The following is an 18,426-nucleotide window of genomic DNA, read 5'->3' on the forward strand; positions in this document are numbered from 1 at the left end:
TCAGATGGAAACCGAGGACGACCTGACCGGCGTCGCCGGGCGCGTATCGCCGAGGCCGGAGACGGAGGCGATCGGCGGTCGCAAGCTGAAGCCGGCCACGCTGATGATGGGCCACGGCTACGATCCGATGCTGTCCGAAGGCTCGCTGAAGCCCCCGGTCTTCCTCACCTCCACCTTCGTGTTCCCCAACGCCGCGGCGGGCAAGCGCCATTTCGAGGGCGTGACGGGCAAGCGGCCGGGCGGCGCGGAGGGCCTCGTCTACTCGCGCTTCAACGGCCCCAATCAGGAGATCCTCGAGGACCGGCTGGCGATTTGGGAAGGGGCCGAGGATGCGCTCGCCTTCTCCAGCGGCATGTCCGCGATCGCGACGCTGTTCCTCGCCATGGTGAAGCCGGGCGACACGATCGTCCATTCCGGTCCGCTGTACGCCGCGACGGAGACGCTGATCGCGCGCATCCTGGGCAAGTTCGGCGTGCAGTGGCTCGATTTTCCCGCCGGCGCCACGCGCGAGGAGATCGACGCGGTGCTGGCGAAGGCGAAGGGGCAGGGGCGGGTCGCGCTGATCTACCTGGAAAGCCCCGCCAACCCGACCAACGCGCTGGTCGACGTGGAGGCGGTGGCGGCGAGCCGCGACGCCACCTTCGACGGCGAGGCGGAGGCCCCGCCGATCGCGATCGACAACACGTTCCTCGGCCCGCTGTGGCACCAGCCGCTGCGGCACGGGGCGGACCTCGTCGTCTACTCACTGACCAAATATGCGGGCGGCCACTCGGACCTGGTCGCCGGCGGCGTGCTGGGGTCGAAGGCGCACATCGACGCGGTGCGGCTGATGCGCAACACGATCGGCACGATCTGCGACCCGAACACCGCCTGGATGCTGCTGCGCAGCCTGGAGACGTTGGAGCTGCGGATGAGCCGCGCGGGCGAGAATGCGGAGAAGGTCTGCACCTTCCTGCGCGACCACCCCAAGGTGGAGCGGGTCGGCTACCTCGGCTTCCTGAAGGAGGCGGAAGGACGACAGGCCGACATCTACCGCCGCCATTGCTCGGGCGGCGGCTCCACCTTCTCGCTCTACCTGAAGGGGGGCGAGGCGGAGGCGTTCCGCTTTCTTGATGCGCTGAAGATCGCGAAGCTGGCGGTGTCGCTGGGCGGCACGGAGACGCTGGCGTCGCACCCCGCGGGCATGACGCACCTGTCGGTGGCGGACGAGCGCAAGCAGGCGCTGGGCATCACCGACAACCTCGTGCGCATCTCGATCGGCGTGGAAGACGCGGACGATCTGGTCGCCGACATGGAACAGGCGCTGGCGGCGATCTGATCGGTGGGGGTCCTTGTCACCCCGGACCCTTCGGCGAAGCTCGGGAGAGCCTTGCCGGGGAGCCCGGAGCGGTTCGCGAGACGCTTGGAGGCCGAAACGAGTCCGGCATGACGACGAAATTTCGTGCACGAGGAGAGACTCCGTGAAACCTCTGATACTCGCCGCCGTCACCCTCCTCCCCGCCGCCGCCGCGGCGCAGCAGGTGCCGGCGGAGCGGACGATCCGCGTTACCGGCGTGGGTGTCGTCCGCACCCCGCCCGATCTCGCGCGGATCGATTACTGGATCCGCGGCGAGGGCGCGACGCCCGATGCCGCGTCGCAGGCGCTCGCCGCCCGGCAGCGCGCGGTGGCGGGTGCGCTCGCCCAGCTGCTCGGCGCGGGTACCGACGTGACGACCAGCAACGTGCTGGTCATCGAGGTGAAGGAGAAGGGCTGCGACGACAGCGGCTACAACGGCCAGCCGCGGCTCAGCCAGGGGGCGTGCGCCGTCACCGGCTATCTCGCCCGCGCGCAGGGGCTGGTGCGGACCCGCGCGGTCGAGAAGGCGGGCACCGCGGTTGGTCTCGCGGCGCGGCTGGGCGCCAGCGACGCGCGCCTGTCCGCCTTCGAACTGGCCGACCGCGCCGCGGCGCAGCGTGCCGCCACCGCCGCCGCGATCGCCGACGCGAAGGTGCGGGCGGAGGCGGTGGCGGCCGGCGCGGGTGCGCGGCTCGGCGCGCTCGTGTCGGTCAACGACCAGGCGAGCTACGCGCCCGCGGATCTCGGCGCCTTTCCCAACGCGCTCGCCGCGCCGCCCCCGCCGCCGCCCGAGCAGATGGCGGCTCCGGTCGCGATCGACGTGAAGCCCGCGCCGATCGAAACGCGCCAGCAGGTGTTCGTCAGCTACGGCATCGCCGACCGCTAAGCGGATCGACTTAAACTCTTCCCATCGCCGCCCGATCGCGCCATCGTGTCGTGGAAGGAGAGGCCGGAATGGCGAAGCGGATCGCGATCGTGGGCGCGGGCATGGGCGGGTTGTGCGCCGCCATCAAGGCGCGCGAGGCGGGGCATGAGGTGCTGCTGTACGAGCACGCCGACTCGGTGGGCGGCACCTGGCGCGCGAACCGCTACCCCGGCGTCGCCTGCGACGTGCCCGCCATCCTCTACCAATTCAGCTTCGCCCCCAATCCGCACTGGAGCCACCATTACGCGCGCGGGCCGGAGATCCACGCGTACACGCGCTCGCTGGTCGACCGGTTCGGCCTCGCCGACTGCCTCCACCTGAACGAGGGCGTCGCCAGCGCCGCGTGGAACGGCGCGGCGTGGGAGATCGTAACGGAGAAGGGCGCGCGCGAGACCGTCGACGCGATCGTGCCCGCGCTGGGCCAGCTCTCCCGTCCGCAGCTGCCGGACATCGCCGGGGTGCGCGACTTCGCCGGCACGATGTTCCACGCGGCGGATTGGCCCGAGGGGCTGGACCTTGCCGGCAAGCGCGTCGGCGTCGTGGGCTCCGCCGCCAGCGCGGTGCAGCTGATCCCCGAGGTCGCGAAACAGGCCGCGCACCTCACCGTGTTCCAGCGCACGCCCAATTGGGTGATCCCGCGCAACGACCACGCGGTGACCGACGAGACCAAGGCGCTGATGGCGACCAACATCGACATGGCGATGCGACTGGGCGCCGCCAGCCGCGCGATGATCTTCGACAACGCCGACGCCTTCTTCTGGCAGGCGTTCCAGTTCACGCCGGAGGGCCGCGCCGCCTTCACCCGTGCCGCGCTCGACCATCTGGAGGCGCAGGTGCCCGACGCCGGGCTGCGCGCGAAGCTGACGCCCGACTATCCGATCGGGTGCAAGCGCATCCTGATCTGCGACGACTTCTACCCCGCGCTGATGCGCGACAACGTGCATCTCGAAACCGCCGCGATCGAGCGGGTCGAGGCGGCGGGCGTGCGCACCGCGGCGGGCCTCGCCGACCTTGACGTGCTGATCTTCGCTACCGGGTTCGAGACGACCGAGTGGAACTGGTCGATGGACGTGACGGGCGAGGGCGGAGTGTCGCTGCGCGAGGCGTGGCGCGACGGGCCGGAGGCGTATCTGGGCATCATGGTCGCGGGCTTTCCCAACATGTTCATGCTGTATGGACCGAACACGAACCTCGGGCACAATTCGATCAGCTTCATGATCGAGCGGCAGGTCGACTATATGCTCGCCGCCCTGGCCGAGGTGGAGGCGGAGGGCGGCCGCGCCGCGGCGGTGACGCCCGCTGGCCAGCGTGCCTTCAACCAGCGCATCGCCGCGCTGCTGGAGCGGACGGTGTGGTCCGATCCGAACTGCCGCAGCTGGTACAAGGCAGCGAACGGGCGAGTCTACCAGAACTGGGCCGGCAGCTGCGGCGACTATGCCGCGGCGACCGCGTGCGTGGACCGGGAGGCGGTGGCGATCACGTAGGGAAAGCCTGCATCCGTTCGTGCTGACCGAAGTCGAAGGCCACGCGCGACGGTGGCTGCGCTCAGGCCCAACGGACGTCGACGGGACTGACGCAGGGGCGACGGCGGCGGAAAAGTGTGCCACCCGCCGCTCATGACCGAGTACGACGCCATCATCCTGGGCGCGGGCGGGGCGGGGCTGATGTGCGCCGCCGTTGCCGCGCAGCGCGGCCGCCGCGTCGTCGTGATCGACCACGCGGAGGAGCCGGGAAAGAAGATCCTCATCTCCGGCGGCGGGCGCTGCAACTTCACCAACACCGGCACCGTGGCCGAGCGCTACCTGTCCGCCAACCGGCATTTCGCGCGCTCCGCGCTCGACCGCTACACCCCGGCGGACTTCGTCGCGATGGTCGATCGCCACGGCATCGCCTGGCACGAGAAGACGCTGGGCCAGCTGTTCTGCGACGGCTCCGCGCGGCAGATCGTGCGGATGCTGCTGGACGCGAGCGCGGGCGCAGCGCTCCGCCTGTCGACGCCGGTCGGCGAGGTGGCGCACGCCGACGGCCGCTTCGCTGTGGCGGGCTGCACCGCGCCCGCGCTGGTGATCGCGACCGGAGGGCCGTCGATTCCCAAGCTGGGTGCGACCGGCATCGCCTACGACCTGGCGCGCCGCTTCGGCCTGAAGGTGGTGGAGCCGCGGCCCGCGCTGGTGCCCCTGACGCTGCCGGGGAAGGAGGCGCTGTTCCGCTCGCTCTCCGGCGTCGCCACGCCCGTCGTCGCGCGCGCGGGGAAGGCCGCCTTCGCGGAGGCGGCGCTGTTCACCCATCGCGGCCTGTCCGGCCCGGCGATCCTGCAGGCATCGAGCTACTGGCGGCGCGGCGAGGCGGTGGCGATCGATTTCGCGCCAGGCGAAGCTCCCGGCTGGCTCGCCGCCGCCAAGCGCGCGAAGCCGCGCTCGACCCTCGCCGCCGCGCTGCCGGTGCCCGCGCGGCTGGGCGAGGCGCTGGCGGAGCGGCTCGGCGTCTCGCTGCTCGGCGAGGCGACGGACAAGGCGCTGGCGGAGGCGGAGCGCCGCCTGGCCGACTGGCGCTTCCATCCCGATGGCACGGAGGGCTTCGCCAAGGCGGAGGTGACGGTCGGCGGCATCGCCACCGACGGCCTGTCGTCGAAGACGATGGAGGCGCGCCGGGTCCCCGGCCTGTACGCCATCGGCGAGGCGGTGGACGTCACCGGCTGGCTCGGCGGCTACAATTTCCAATGGGCCTGGGCGAGCGGCTGGGCGGCGGGGATGGCCATCCAGGCGCGGTGAAGGCTCCTCCGGCGGCGCGAATGTCGATCGCGCTAGAACTCGTCCGGCCCCGGCGGCTCGTCATCGGGCGGGCGGCGGTCGTCGCGGCGGTCGCGGGGCGGGGAGTCGCGGCGCGACGGGCCGATGTCGATCGAACCGTCGGGATTGACGCGCGTGCCGACGCCCAGCCGCTCCAGCCGCTCGTTCACCTGGTCGATCGCCTCGCCGCTGCGCTCCAGCAGCTCTTCGGGCAAGCCGAACTCCAGCGTGGCGTTGCCCGCGTCCTGGTCCTCGCCCGCCTCGATCAGCTCGGGCTCGGGTTCCGGATCGGGGATGTTGAGCGCGCTCGCCATGAACTGGCGCCACATCTGCGCCGGGATGCCGCCGCCGTGAAGGCCCGGGTTGGGGCTGTTGTCGTCGTTGCCGACCCACACGCCGACCACCAGGTCGCCCGCAAACCCGATGAACCACGCGTCGCGCCCCTGCTGCGACGTGCCCGTCTTGCCATAGGCCATCATCGGCAGGTTCGCCGCGCGCCCGGTGCCGCGGATGGAGGAATTGAGCAGCGACAGCATGTTCGTGCGCACGCCCTCCGCCATGCGCGTCTGCCCGCCCGACAGCGACTGGTACCAGCTCTTGTTCTTGGGACTGGCAAGGCCGCGCGGCTGCACCGGGTAGCTGCCGTTGGCGATCGCGGCGTAGGCGGCGGTCAGCTCCAGCAGCGTCACCTCCGACGTGCCGAGGCCGATCGTCGCCTCGTTTGCGATCGGCGTGGAGATGCCGAGGTCGCGCGCGGCGCGGATCACGTTGCGCACGCCCACCTGCTGCGTCAGCCGCGCCGCGGCGACGTTGGAGGAGCGGGCGAAGGCCGTCGCCAGGCTGATCTCGCCCTGGTAGCGGCCGTCGTCGTTCTTCGGCTTCCACCCGGCGATCTCGATCGGCGAATCATCCACGGTGGAGGCGGGCTCCATCCCCGCGCGCATCGCGGCGAGATAGACGAACAGCTTGAAGGTGGAGCCGGGCTGGCGCTTGGCCTGGGTCGCGCGGTTGAATGGCGACGCCTTGTAGTCGCGCCCGCCCACCATCGCGACCACCTCGCCGCTGGTCTTCATCGCGACGATCGCGGCCTGCGCCTTGCGCAGCCCCGCCTGCCGCACGATCCGCTCCGCCGTCGCCTGCAATCCGGCGTCCAGCGTCGTGCGAACGGTCGCCTCGTCGCGGATCTCGCCGGCCTGGTCGCGCGCTTCGGGCAGGACCCAGTCGGCGAAATAGGTGCCACTCGGCACCGCCTTGGCGGCGAGCGGCAGGACGCGCTGCGGCTGCACCGCGTCCGCCTCTCGCCGCGTCAGGAATCCCGCGTCCACCATCGCTGCGACCACCACGGCCTGCCGCGCCCGCGCACCCTTCAGGTTGCCGGTCGGCGCCAGCCGCGACGGCGCCTTGACGAGGCCCGCCAGCATCGCCGCCTGGCCGACGTTCAGCCGGTCCGGCGTGCGGCCGAAATAGTGCTTCGCCGCCGCGGTCATGCCGTAGACGTTGTCGCCGAAATAGACGTTGGAGAGGTAGCGCGAGAGGATCTCGTCCTTCGTCAGCCACGCCTCCAGCCAGAAGGCGATCAGCACCTCGCGCAGCTTGCGCGCCGCGGTGCGATCCGAATCGAGGAAGGCGTTCTTCGCCAGCTGCTGCGTGATCGTCGATCCGCCCTGCCGCACCCCGCCGCTGCCCACGTTCGCCCAGGCGGCGCGCGCGATGCCGCGCGGGTCGATGCCCCAGTGCGAGTAGAAGCGCCGGTCCTCGATGGCGAGGAACGCCTCGCGCACGTGCGGGGGCAGCGTGGCGGCGTCCACCGGCGCGCCGATCACCGCGCCGCGCCGCGCGATGGGCTTTCCCTGGCTGTCGGTCAGCGTGATCGACGGCGGCGTGGGCGGCTTCAGCGACTGCGACAGCGGCGCGGTGACCGCCAGCCACGCGACCGCCACGAAGAAGAGTACCAGCAGCGCGGCGAGGCCGCGGACGATCCACTTGCCGAAGGGAAAGCGCCGGCGCGGCGGCTCGCCGCCGCCGCCGAGCTCCTCCGGCGGCCGGTCGTAGCGCGGCGGCTCGGGCGCGGGCTCGCGCCATGGATCGAACGAGGGCAGCGGCGTCGCGGGAGGCGCGGGCGTCTGGCCGGCGGCGGGCTGGCCCGGGCCATGGTTGTACCTGACGCGGCCGGAATCATAGGGAGGGTTCATGGCGCGGCCGGTGTTTTACGGAAATACGACAGTTGCCGCAAGCCGCGACGACGTGGCATCAGCGTAGCGTGATGGAAGATGAAGCGAAAGACATGCCGCTGGTCGTCGGCATCGGCGGCACGATCGGCGGGATCTCCTCCACCGAGCGGGCACTGCGGATCGCGCTGGATGCGGCGGCGGCGGAAGGCTTTCGCACGCGCATGTTCGGCGGCGCCGACATGGCCCGGCTGCCGCTCTACGATCCGCGCGCCGCGACGCGCACCGCGGAGGAGGAAGCGTTCGTCGCCTGCGTCCGCCGCGCCTCCGCCGTCATCATCGCCTCGCCCGGCTATCACGGCAGCATTTCCGGCGTGGTGAAGAACGCGCTCGACCTGCTGGAGGAAACCGCCCGGGACGAGGGGCGGCCCTATCTCGCCGACATGCCCGTGGGGCTGATCGCCACCGCCTATGGCTGGCAGGCGACGGGATCGACCATCGCCGCGCTGCGCTCGATCGTCCACGCGCTGCGCGGCTGGCCGACGCCCTTCGCCGCGGCGATCAACACGCAGCTGACCCGCTTCGACGACGAGGGCGGGGCGAGCGACCAGGCGGTGATCGACCAGCTGCGGCTGGTGGGCCGCCAGGTGGCGCGCTTCGCCCCGCTGGCAGCTGCGTAACTTTTGTTATCGAGCGATTGACAGCCGGCGGGCGGCTGGTCCACCTCCATCCCGGGGCGCCGGCAGAGCGCCCGGTCGAGGAGAGCGGCGATGGTGCTGACGCGGGGCGACGACTATCCGATCCACCAGACGGCGGATCCGGTCGCCTATGCCGGCACCGACCGCAATTTCTACGACCGGTACTTCTTCAACGGCTATCCCGCCGAACCCGGCGAGTACGGCTTCTTCGCCGCCGCGCTGGGCGTCTATCCGCACCTCAACGTCATCGACGCCAGCTTCTGCTGGTTGAAGGACGGGCGGCAGGTGAACCTGCACGGCAGCCGCGGCCTCGGCATGGAGCGGATGGACACGCAGGTCGGCGGCATCGCCGTGGAGGTGATCGAGCCGCTGAAGTCGCTCCGCGTCACCGTCGAGGCGCCGGGGGAGGGCATCCGCGCCGACCTCGTCTTCACCGGCCGCGCTTTCCCGCTGGAGGAGCCGCGCTTCACCCGTCGCAACGGCCCGCGCGTGCTGATGGACGTGACGCGGCTGACGCAGAATGGGCGCTGGCAAGGCTGGATCGAGGTGGACGGCGTGCGCACCGACGTGGCCGACTGGGTAGGGACGCGCGACCGGTCGTGGGGCGTGCGCCCGGTCGGCGCGCGCGACGAGCAGCCGGCGAGCCCGCCGGTCGACCCGCAATTCTTCTGGTTGTGGAGCCCCTGCGTGGTCGAAGGCGGCGACCTCTACTTCCACACCAACGACGACGCGCACGGCCGCTTCTGGAACCGCCGCGCGGCGTGGCGGCCAGAGGGCGGCGGCGCCGACGACGAGACGCATTGGGACGGGGCGGACGCGAGCATCCGCTGGACGCCGGGCACGCGTCACGCCGCCGCCGCGTCGCTCGCGCTGACCGATGCGCGGGGCACGACGACGGTGGACTTCGCGCTGCGCGGCAATTTCATGATGCTCGGCCTCGGCTACGGCCATCCGACGTGGGCGCATGGCCGCCACCACGGCGAGAACGTGACCGTGGAACGCGAGGACTGGACGGTGGCAGACCTGTCGCCGATGCTGCCCCACCACCTGCACGTCCAGGCGCTGGCGGACGTGACGATGACCGCGCCCAACGGCAGCGTCCGGCGCGGGCGTGGCGTGCTGGAGCAGCTGGCGATCGGCCCGCACGCGCCGTCGGGTTTCGCCGGGCTGCTGGACCCGGCATGACCGGCACCCCGCTCCATGCCGACCAGGTCGAGGCGTATCTGTCGCGCCTGTGGCAGGCGCCGGTCGCCGTCACCGGGCTCGCCCGCATCCCCGGCGGGGCGAGCCGCGAGACGTGGCGGTTCGACGCGGAGGTGGCGGGGGAGGTCCGCCCGCTGATCCTGCGCCGCGATCCGGGCGGCAGCCTGATCGACACGGAGAGCGAGACCGAGTTCCGCGCCTATCAGAGCGCCTGGGGCGTGCTGCCCGTGCCGCGCGCGATTGCGCTGGAGCGCGACGGCGCCGAGCTGGAGCGCCCGTTCATCGTGATGGAGCGGATCGACGGCGGGGAGGTCGCCTCGCCCTTCGCCGCCGGCGCCTATGGCGATCACGGAGAGGCGCTGGGAGAGGCGTTCTTCACCGCGCTCGGCCGCCTCGCCGCGCACGACGCGCGCGGCACGCCGCTGGCCGCGCACCTGCCGATGCCCGCGGCGGACGAGGCGTGGCGCGGGCAGCTCGATTACTGGGAAGGCGTGATCGACGAGGACGAGATCGAGCCGCTGCCCGTCGTGCGCGCCGCGATCCGCCGCCTGCGCCGCACCCCCCCGCCACCGGCGCAGCGGGTCGGCATCGTCCACGGCGACTATCGCACCGGCAACGTCATGCACGACGGGCGGGGCGGGATGCTGGCGATGCTGGACTGGGAAATGGCGCACCTCGGCGACCCGCTGGAGGATCTGGGCTGGGCGCTCGACCCGATCTGGAACCACCACGCCGCCGGCACCGTCGCCGGCATGACCACGCGCGAGCGCGCGATCGGCTGGTGGGAGGCGGCGAGCGGGCTCGTCGCCGATCCGGTCGCGCTGCGCTGGTGGTCGCTGTTCAACGCGGTGAAGGGCCGCGCGATCTGGACGTCGTCGTTCCGCGAGTTCGTGGACGGCGGCCGGATCGATCCGGTGCTGGGCCTGTCGGGCTGGTACGTCGCGCGGCGGCAGGACGCGATCATCGCGCGCGCGCTGGAGAGCTGGGCATGAGTTCTCTCACCGATGTGCTGGTCGGCACCGGGCAGATTGCCGCGGGCGCCGGCATGCAGGCGGCGGAACAGGGCGGCGCCGCCGGCGCCTACGGCGGCGCGATGCTGACCGTCACCGGAATCCTGTCGCTGATGGCGGCGGCGGAGGCGGAGCGGGCGGCGGCGTGGCGCGTGGCCGACATCACTTCGATGCAGGCGCTGCTCGGCCGGCCGGAAGCGGTGCCCGCCGACCTCTCGCTCCCCGCGCTGGACGCCGCGTGGGACGCCCTGTCGCGCGACCTGATCGCGCATCACGCCGCGGTGGAGGAGGCGGGCGGCGACGCCGCCGCGATCCTCGCCTTCTATCGCGAGAGCACGGAGCGACGGGAACTGCCATGGCCGACGTGACGGACCTACCCCTCGCCGGCGTCCGCGTCGTCGATCGCACGACGGGTGCGATGGCCGCGGCGGCGCGGCTGCTCGGCGAGCTGGGCGCCGAGGTGATCCGCGTCGAACCCGCGGCCGGCAGTGCGGACCGGCGCGCCGGCCCGATGCTGCACGGTGTCAGCCTGTCCTTCGCCGCCGCCAACCTGGGCAAGCGCGCCACGGCGCCGCGCGACGCCGCGGCGCTGGACGCGCTGCTCGGCGATGCGCACCTGCTGATCGAGGATGCGGGGCCGGGCGGCGACGGCGCCGCGCTGGCGGCGCGGCACCCCCGGCTGGTGGTCGTGTCCGTCTCCCCGTTCGGCCTCGACGGGCCATGGGCGGCGTGGCAGGCCACGGACGGGGTGCTCCACGCGGTGACGGGCGGCCTCTCCCGATCCGGCCTGCCCGGTCGCGCGCCGCTGCTGCCGCCGGGCGAGCTGGTGCTGGAGACCGCGGCGGCGCAGGTGGCGGCACTGGCGCTCGCCTCCTTCATCCAGCGGCTGCGCGACGGCCGCGGCGACCACGTCGACGTCGCGCTGCTGGAGGCGGGCATGGCGGCGCTCGATCCCGGCTTCGGCGTGGCGGGAAGCGCGCAATCGGGCGTGCCGCTGTGGAAGATGTCGCGCGGGCGGATGGACGAGCGCTTCCGCTATCCGATCATCCCCTGCGCCGACGGCTTCGTCCGGCTGTGCGTGCTCGCCCCGCGGCAGTGGCGCGGCATGTTCGCGTGGATGGGCGAGCCGGCCGAGTTCGCCGGGCCGGAGTGGGAGAAGCTGCAGACCCGCTTCCGCTCCAAGGAGCTGATCCCCGCCATCACCCGCTTCTTCGCCTCGAAGACGCGCGGGGAGATCGAGCGCGAGGCGGAGGCCCACGGGGTCCCCGCCGCGGCGCTGCTCGACCTGCACGAGGCGGTGGAGACGCCGCAGATGGTGGCGCGCCACGCGGTGGCGAGGGTGGAGATCGCCCCGGGCATCGCCGCGCCCTTTCCCAACGGCACGATCGAGATCGACGGCGTGCGCGCCGGCATCCGCGGCCCGGCGCCGGTGCTGGCGGAGGCGGAGGGCTTCGGCGCCCCCGCGGCCGACTGGATTGCGCCCCCTGCCGCCGACCGTCCGCTCGCCGGGCTGAAGGTGCTCGACATGGGCATCATCGTCGTCGGCGCGGAAACGGGCCGCTTCCTCGCCGACATGGGGGCGGAGGTGGTGAAGGTGGAGAACGGCGCCTTCCCCGATGGCCAGCGTCAGTCGCGCGACGACGCGCCCGTCTCGATCACCTTCGCCGCCGGTCATCGCAACAAGCGCGGCCTGTCGATCGACCTGCGTTCCGACGCGGGCAAGGCGCTGTTCGAGCGGCTGGTCGCGGAGGCGGACGTGCTGTGTTCGAACTTCAAGCCCGGCACGCTCGCCTCGCTAGGCTTCGATGCGGCGCGGCTGGCGGCGATCAACCCGCGGCTGGTGACGGTGGACAGCGCCGCCTACGGCCCCACCGGGCCGTGGAGCCGGCGGCTCGGCTATGGGCCGCTGGTGCGTGCCTCGGCGGGGCTGGCGAAGCGCTGGACCTATCCGGGCGAGCCGGACAGCTTCTCCGACGGCGTCACCGTCTATCCCGACCATGTCGCCGCGCGCATCGGCATCGTCGGCGTGCTGGCGCTGCTGATCCGGCGGATGCGCACGGGCCGGGGCGGCAGTGCCAGCGTGTCGCAGGCGGAGGTGATGCTGGGTCACATGGCCGCGGACGTCGCCGCGCTGGGCGCCGCGGCGGAGGGTCGGTCGATCGACTGGCCGATCCCGCCGGTGCCCTGGGGCCTGTTCCCCGCGGCGGGGGAGGACGAGTGGGTGGTCGTCACCGCCCGCGACGATGCCGACTGGCGCGCCTTGTGCGAGACGATCGGGCACGAGGAATGGCTGGTCGATCCCACGCTGGGCGACGCCGCGGCGCGCGATGCCGAGCGCGGGCGGATCGAGCGCGGGGTGGCGGCGTGGACTGGGGAGCGGCCCGCGCTGGACGCTGCCGCGGCGTTGCAGGCCGCCGGCGTGCCTGCCGGGCCGATGCTCCGCGTGGTCGAGCTGCCGGCCGCACCGCAGCACCGCGCCCGCGGCACCTTTCGCGAAGCGCGCCACCCGCTGATCGACGTCGCGTTCGCCGTGGAGGCGGCTCCGGCGCTGAGCCGCTTGCCCGTGCCCGACCAGCGCCCGGCGCCGCGCGTGGGAGAGGATTCCGCCGCCGTCGTCGCCGAGTGGCTCGGGCTTCCCGGCGCGGAGGTCGACGCGCTCGTCGCCGCCCGCGTCATCGACACCGTCAAAGGAGAAGCCGCATGAGCCAGCTGGGGAACGAAGCCGTCACCGTCGAATGCCGCGGCCACGTGATGATCGTCACGATCAACCGGCCGGAAGCGCGCAACGCCGTGAACCGCCACGTCCACGAAGGCGTCGGCGACGCGCTGGCCGCGGCGGACGCCGACCCGCAGGTGCGCGCGGTGATCGTCACCGGCGCCGGCGACAAGTCGTTCTGCGCCGGGGCGGACCTGGTCGCGCTGTCGCGCGGCGAGAGCCTGGCGCCCGACGATCCCGCCAAGCAGGCGTGGGGCTTCGCCGGCATCGTCAGCCACGCCATCTCCAAGCCGGTCATCGCCGCGGTGAACGGCCACGCGCTGGGCGGCGGGCTGGAGATCACGCTCGCCTGCGACCTCGCCGTCGCGGTGGACACGGCGCAGTTCGGCCTGCCCGAGCCGAAGCGCGGGCTGTTCGCCGCGGCCGGCGGCGTCTTCCGCCTGCCCGAGCAATTGCCGAAGAAGATCGCGATGGAGATGATTCTGACGGGCGACCCGATCAGCGCCGAGCGCGCGCTTCAGCTGGGCCTCGTCAACGCGCTGGCGCCCGCCGGCGGCGTGGTGGACGCGGCGCTCGCGCTGGCCGAACGGATCGCGGTAAATGCGCCCTTGTCGGTGCAGGCATCGAAGCGGATGGCGCAGGGGATCAGCGACGGCAAGGTCGCGCGAGAGGAAAACGCGTGGGCGCAGAACCGCGTGGAAACGCGCGTCGTCTTCACCAGCAAGGATTCGCGCGAGGGGCCCAAGGCGTTCGCGGAGAAGCGCGCGCCGGTGTGGCAGGCGCAGTGATGGGCGACCCCGCCCGCATCGCCGTCATCGTCGGCGTCGGCCAGGTCAACGACCGGCCCGCCGACCCGGCGCAGGGCCTGGAGCCGCTCGACCTGATGCGCGCCGCGCTGGAAGCGGCGGATGCCGATGCGGGAGGCGGCTGGCTGTCCGACGTCGACAGCGTGGCGGTGGTGCAGCAGATCAGCTTTCGCGCGCAGAACCCGCTGGCGCAGAAGCTGGGCGCGGCGATCGGCGCCACGCCGGCGCTCGCCTACGAATCGGTCGGTCCCAACGGCGACAGCCCGATCCTGCTGCTGAACGAGGCGGCGAACCGTATCGCGCGCGGCGAGGTGCGCGTGGCGGCGGTGGCGGGGGCGGAGGCGCTGCGCACCGCCAGCCAGCGCGCGGCGGCGCGCGCGAAGACCGACGTCGCGGCGCAGAACCCGATCCGCAACCTGCAGAAGGGTGCCGCGCCCGGCTATCGCCAGCGCTACGGCCTCGCCGCGCCGGTAGACGTCTATCCTCTCTACGAGAACGCCGGCCGCGCCGCCTATGGACAGACGCTGGTGGAGGGGCAGCGCGAATCGGGCGAGATCTGGTCGCGGTTCAGCCAGGTGGCGGCGCAGACCCCCGCGGCGTGGATCCACGCCGCCCGCGCGGGGGGCGGGAGAGTCCGGACCACCCCGGACAATCGACCGATCGCCTTTCCCTACACCAAGCTGATGGTCGCCAATTCCAGCGTCAACCAGGGCGCGGGCTTCCTCGTCACCAGCCTGGCGCAGGCGCGCGCGCGCGGCGTGCCGGAGGCGCGGATCGTCTACGTCGGTCGCGGCGCGGCGGCGCACGAGGCGGACGATTTCCTCGCCCGCGACCGCTACGACGCGTCCCCGAGCATGGAGGTGTGCCTGCGTCGCACGCTGGAGTGGAACGGCGTGACCGCCGAGGACCTCGACCTCGCCGAACTCTATTCCTGCTTTCCCTGCGTCCCCAAGATGGCGCGCCGCGTCATCGGCTGGCCGGTGGAGAAGCCCGCTACGGTGTTCGGCGGGCTCACCTTCGGCGGCGGGCCGATCGGCAATTACATGAGTCACGCCGTGGCGGAGATGGTGGACGGCCTGCGGGCGGGCGAGGGGGAGCGGGGGCTCCTGTTCGCCAACGGCGGCTTCGCGACGCACAACCACGCCATCGTACTGGCCACCCACCCGCTGCCCGGTGCGGGCGAGTCGCACGACTTCGACGTGCAGGCGGAGGCGGATGCGGCGCGCGGGGAGGTGCCGGTGCTGGCCAAGGACTATGCCGGCCCGGCGACGATCGAGAGCTACACCGTGTTCTACGCCCGCGACGGCGCGCCGACGAAGGGCGTGGTGGTGGCGCGCACCCCGGCGGGGGAGCGCACGCTGGCGAAGGTGCCGGGGGAGGATGAGGCGATGATCGCCTTCCTGACCGACGGCGCGGCGGAGCCGGTCGGCACCACGGGCGAGATCGCGCCAGAGGGCGACGACATGGTGTGGCGCCGCGCGATCGCCTAGGACGTGATGTGCGCACCCCGCCCGTTCGTCCTGAGCCTTTCAAACCGAACTCCATGGCCAACAACATGACCCACCGCCCCCGCCGCTCCGCGCTCTTCCTGCCCGCGTCCAACGCCCGGGCGATCGAGAAAGCGCGCGCGCTGGACGCCGATGTCGTCATCCTCGACCTGGAGGACGCGGTCGCACCCGACCAAAAGGCGACCGCGCGCGAGGCCGCGGTGGCGGCGGTGCGATCGGGCGGGTTCGGCCATCGCGAACTGGTGGTGCGCGCCAATGCGATCGGCACCGCGGAGGCGGAGGCGGACCTGGCCGCGCTGGCGGGCAGCGGCGCGGCGGCGGTGCTGCTGCCCAAGGTGGACGATCCGCAGGCGCTGCACCGCGCGCGCGCGGTGCTGGGCAAGGGGCCGGCGCTGTGGGCGATGATCGAGACGCCGCGCGCGATCCTCGATCTGCCCGTCATCGTCGCCGCCGCGGCGGCGACGGGGCTGGCCGCGCTGATCGCCGGCACCAACGACCTCGCCAAGGAGCTGCGCTGCAGGCCCTTCCCCGACCGGGCGCCGCTCGTGCCCGTGCTGGTGCAGATCGTCGTCGCCGCGCGCGCGGCAGGGCTGGTGGCGCTCGATGGGGTCAGCAACGTGCTGGACGATCCCGCCGCGGTGGAGGCGGAATGCCGGCAGGGGCGGGCACTCGGCTACGACGGCAAGACGCTGATCCACCCTTCGCAGGTCGCGCCCGCCAATGCGGTGTTCGGTCCCGACGAGGAGGAGGTGCGCTGGGCGCGAGCGGTGGCGCGCGCGTTCGACGGGGCGGAGGCCGAGGACAAGGGCGCGATCCGCGTGGAGGGGAAGATGGTGGAGCGCCTGCACCTGGAAGAGGCACGACGCACCCTGGCGATCCACGAAGCCGTGACGACGCGATCCTGATGCGGCGGCCGTTCGGGTCGGGCCGGCGCTTCTACGCCCGGCAGTAACCCTCGCCCGGCTTTACCGTGAGGCAATCCTTCTTTCCCGCCAGCCACTTGAGCCCCGTCGCGTCGCCGTCGCCCGGCACCAGGATCTCGTCCTTGCCGTCGCGCCGGAACCGCAGTCCCTCGGCTGTCACCGAACCCGGGAACGTGCCGCGGTGGTCGAGGTCCCATTGCATCTCCAGCGTCACGCCGCCGCCATCGCGCTTCGTGACATCGAGGAACATGCCCTCCACGCCGATCCACTTGCCCAGATAGTCCGCCTCCAGCTTCGCCGTCGCCGCGGGCGCGGGCGCGGGCGTCATCGTGTTGGCGGCGGGCGCGGAGGTGGAGACCGGCTCGGCCTCGTTCTTGACGCCGTCATACTCGCCCGTACCGGTCAGCGCGGCATCGTTCGCGACCGGCGTGGGTGAGGAGCAGGCCGCCAGAACGGCGAGCAGCGCGACGGAGAGGGTGCGGATCGTCATGGCTGCGTAACGAACACGTCGGGGCGGACGTTCCCCCGGGTGTTCGGGGTGGCGTCCGCGGCGCTGCACCGCTAAAGGCGCGCGCACGCCTCCACGACAGGACCCACGCCCGTGCGCATCGCCATCGCGTCCGATCACGCCGCCGTCTCGCTGAAGCGCGAGCTGCGCGACTGGTTGCGGGAAGAGGGGCACGAGGTCGCGGACCTCGGCACCGATTCGGATGCCAGCGTCGACTATCCCGATTACGGCGCCGCGATCGGTCGTGCGCTGGCGGACGGCAGCGCGGATCGCGGCATCGCGCTGTGCGGTTCCGGCATCGGCATCATGATCGCGGCGAACCGCAACCCGGCGGTGCGGTGCGCGCTGGTCAGCGAGCCGCTGTCCGCGGAACTGGCGCGCAGCCACAACGACGCCAACGCCATCGCCCTGGGCGCGCGGCTGGTGGGGCCGGAGATGGCCCGCGCCTGCGTCCGCGCGTTCCTGTCCACCGATTTCCTGGGCGGCCGCCACGCCGCCCGCGTCGCCAAGCTGAAGGAGCCGGCATGAGCACCAACCCGCAGAGCATCGCCGACGTCCAGCCTGATGGCTTCTTCACCCGCGGTCTCGCCGATGCCGATCCGGCGGTGTTCGCGGGGGTCGAGCACGAGCTGGATCGCGAGCAGACGCAGATCGAGCTGATCGCCAGCGAGAACATCGTCAGCCGCGCGGTGCTCGAGGCGCAGGGCAGCGTCTTCACGAACAAATACGCCGAGGGCTATCCCGGCAAGCGCTACTACCAGGGCTGCCATCCCTCCGACGAGGTGGAGCAACTGGCGATCGACCGCGCCAAGCAGCTGTTCGGTTGCGGCTTCGCCAACGTCCAGCCGCACTCGGGCGCGCAGGCGAACGGCGCGGTGATGCTGGCGCTGGTGAAGCCGGGCGACACGATCATGGGATTGAGCCTCGACGCCGGCGGGCACCTGACCCACGGGGCGCGCGCGGCGATGAGCGGCAAATGGTTCGACGCGGTCCAGTACGGCGTCACGCCCGACACCCACCTGATCGACTATGACGCGGTCGAGCGGCTGGCGCTCGAGAAGAAGCCCAAGCTCATCATCACCGGGGGCAGCGCCTATCCGCGCCAGATCGACTTCGCCCGTTTCCGCGCCATTGCCGACAAGGCGGGCGCGCTGTTCATGGTCGACATGGCGCATTTCGCCGGGCTGGTCGCCGCGGGTGTCCACCCGTCGCCCTTCGGCCACGCGCACGTGGTGACGACGACCACGCACAAGACGCTGCGCGGCCCCCGCGGCGGCATGGTGCTGACCGACGACGAGGGAATCGCGAAGAAGATCAATTCTGCGGTCTTCCCCGGCCTGCAGGGCGGGCCGCTGATGCACGTCATCGCGGCGAAGGCGGTGGCCTTCGGCGAGGCGCTGCGGCCGGAGTTCCGGAGCTACGCCGCCGCGGTGGTGGAGAATGCCAAGGTGCTGGCGGCGACGCTGAAGGAGCGCGGCGCGGACCTCGTCTCCGGCGGCACCGACACGCACCTCGCGCTGGTCGATCTCACGCCGCTGGGCGTCACCGGCAAGGACGCCGACGAGGCGCTGGAGCGCGCCGGCATCACCTGCAACAAAAATGGCATCCCCAACGACCCGCTGCCGCCGGTGAAGACCAGCGGCATCCGCGTCGGCAGCCCGGCGGGTACCACCCGCGGCTTCGGCACGGCGGAGTTCCGCGAGATCGGCAACATGGTCGCCGACGTGCTCGACGGGCTCGCCAAAAAGGGCGAGGCGGGGGACCCAGCAGTCGAGGCGGACGTTCGGACCCGCGTGCGTGCCCTGTGCGCGCGCTTCCCCATCTATAGCTAAGAGG

The 18,426-nt window shown here is 72.4% G+C and carries 16 protein-coding genes; 14 read left to right on the forward strand and 2 right to left on the reverse strand.

Annotated features, from left to right (window positions below; genetic code table 11):
* Nucleotides 1-4 precede the first annotated feature (4 nt).
* The 4 genes from HBH26_RS13500 to HBH26_RS13515 all read left to right on the forward strand — a co-directional run bounded on the left by HBH26_RS13500 (nucleotide 5) and on the right by HBH26_RS13515 (nucleotide 5,032).
* The gene (locus HBH26_RS13500; RefSeq protein WP_168135148.1) at nucleotides 5-1,318 is read left to right on the forward strand and encodes a cystathionine gamma-synthase family protein; all 1,314 of its coding nucleotides are present in this window, start codon (nucleotides 5-7) and stop codon (nucleotides 1,316-1,318) included.
* A 142-nt stretch (nucleotides 1,319-1,460) separates the two neighbouring features.
* Nucleotides 1,461-2,222 carry an SIMPL domain-containing protein gene (locus HBH26_RS13505; RefSeq protein ID WP_168135149.1) on the forward strand — a complete coding sequence of 254 codons (762 nt, stop codon included), beginning with the start codon at nucleotides 1,461-1,463 and terminating at the stop codon, nucleotides 2,220-2,222.
* A 68-nt stretch (nucleotides 2,223-2,290) separates the two neighbouring features.
* A complete protein-coding gene (locus HBH26_RS13510) occupies nucleotides 2,291-3,745 on the forward strand; it encodes a flavin-containing monooxygenase (RefSeq protein WP_168135150.1) in 1,455 nt (484 codons plus the stop codon).
* A gap of 132 nt (nucleotides 3,746-3,877) precedes the next feature.
* Nucleotides 3,878-5,032 (forward strand): BaiN/RdsA family NAD(P)/FAD-dependent oxidoreductase, encoded by a 1,155-nt coding sequence (locus HBH26_RS13515; RefSeq protein ID WP_168135151.1) that lies wholly within the window; start codon nucleotides 3,878-3,880, stop codon nucleotides 5,030-5,032.
* Between the two features lie 32 nt (nucleotides 5,033-5,064).
* Here the strand turns inward: HBH26_RS13515 and HBH26_RS13520 are convergent, their stop codons facing one another.
* Nucleotides 5,065-7,242 (reverse strand): transglycosylase domain-containing protein, encoded by a 2,178-nt coding sequence (locus HBH26_RS13520; RefSeq protein WP_168135152.1) that lies wholly within the window; start codon nucleotides 7,240-7,242, stop codon nucleotides 5,065-5,067.
* Between the two features lie 71 nt (nucleotides 7,243-7,313).
* On the opposite strand from HBH26_RS13520, the gene HBH26_RS13525 reads away from it, so the two are divergent.
* From HBH26_RS13525 to HBH26_RS13560, 8 genes are all read left to right on the forward strand, one after another.
* Nucleotides 7,314-7,898: an NADPH-dependent FMN reductase gene (locus tag HBH26_RS13525; RefSeq protein ID WP_168135153.1), complete on the forward strand. Its 585-nt coding sequence runs from the start codon at nucleotides 7,314-7,316 to the stop codon at nucleotides 7,896-7,898.
* 90 nt (nucleotides 7,899-7,988) lie between these two features.
* Nucleotides 7,989-9,101, forward strand: a complete 1,113-nt coding sequence (locus HBH26_RS13530) for an Rv3169 family protein (protein WP_168135154.1) — start codon at nucleotides 7,989-7,991, stop codon at nucleotides 9,099-9,101.
* Nucleotides 9,098-10,111, forward strand: coding sequence for a phosphotransferase family protein (locus tag HBH26_RS13535; protein ID WP_168135155.1), 1,014 nt, complete (start codon nucleotides 9,098-9,100; stop codon nucleotides 10,109-10,111). Before HBH26_RS13530 ends, HBH26_RS13535 begins: the two co-directional genes overlap by 4 nt.
* Entirely contained in the window at nucleotides 10,108-10,497 is a 390-nt protein-coding gene (locus HBH26_RS13540; protein ID WP_168135156.1) for a hypothetical protein, read from the forward strand. Before HBH26_RS13535 ends, HBH26_RS13540 begins: the two co-directional genes overlap by 4 nt.
* Nucleotides 10,485-12,833, forward strand: a complete 2,349-nt coding sequence (locus tag HBH26_RS13545; protein WP_168135157.1) for a CaiB/BaiF CoA-transferase family protein — start codon at nucleotides 10,485-10,487, stop codon at nucleotides 12,831-12,833. Before HBH26_RS13540 ends, HBH26_RS13545 begins: the two co-directional genes overlap by 13 nt.
* A complete protein-coding gene (locus tag HBH26_RS13550) occupies nucleotides 12,830-13,633 on the forward strand; it encodes a crotonase/enoyl-CoA hydratase family protein (protein WP_168135158.1) in 804 nt (267 codons plus the stop codon). The genes HBH26_RS13545 and HBH26_RS13550 overlap by 4 nt, the downstream gene beginning before the upstream one ends.
* The gene (locus HBH26_RS13555) at nucleotides 13,633-15,141 is read left to right on the forward strand and encodes an acetyl-CoA acetyltransferase (RefSeq protein ID WP_168135159.1); all 1,509 of its coding nucleotides are present in this window, start codon (nucleotides 13,633-13,635) and stop codon (nucleotides 15,139-15,141) included. The genes HBH26_RS13550 and HBH26_RS13555 overlap by 1 nt, the downstream gene beginning before the upstream one ends.
* A 65-nt stretch (nucleotides 15,142-15,206) precedes the next feature.
* A complete protein-coding gene (locus HBH26_RS13560; RefSeq protein WP_168135160.1) occupies nucleotides 15,207-16,064 on the forward strand; it encodes an HpcH/HpaI aldolase/citrate lyase family protein in 858 nt (285 codons plus the stop codon).
* A 31-nt stretch (nucleotides 16,065-16,095) separates the two neighbouring features.
* On the opposite strand, the gene HBH26_RS13565 is transcribed toward HBH26_RS13560, so the two are convergent.
* The gene (locus HBH26_RS13565; protein ID WP_209308557.1) at nucleotides 16,096-16,572 is read right to left on the reverse strand and encodes a hypothetical protein; all 477 of its coding nucleotides are present in this window, start codon (nucleotides 16,570-16,572) and stop codon (nucleotides 16,096-16,098) included.
* A 111-nt stretch (nucleotides 16,573-16,683) separates the two neighbouring features.
* On the opposite strand from HBH26_RS13565, the gene rpiB reads away from it, so the two are divergent.
* Both rpiB and glyA read left to right on the forward strand, forming a co-directional pair.
* Entirely contained in the window at nucleotides 16,684-17,118 is a 435-nt protein-coding gene (gene rpiB / locus HBH26_RS13570; protein WP_168135161.1) for a ribose 5-phosphate isomerase B, read from the forward strand.
* Entirely contained in the window at nucleotides 17,115-18,422 is a 1,308-nt protein-coding gene (gene glyA, locus HBH26_RS13575; RefSeq protein WP_168135162.1) for a serine hydroxymethyltransferase, read from the forward strand. The genes rpiB and glyA overlap by 4 nt, the downstream gene beginning before the upstream one ends.
* Nucleotides 18,423-18,426: the final 4 nt, after the last annotated feature.

Origin of the sequence: Sphingomonas corticis, from assembly GCF_012035195.1 — a bacterium.
Classification (GTDB): Bacteria; Pseudomonadota; Alphaproteobacteria; order Sphingomonadales; family Sphingomonadaceae; genus Sphingomonas; species Sphingomonas corticis.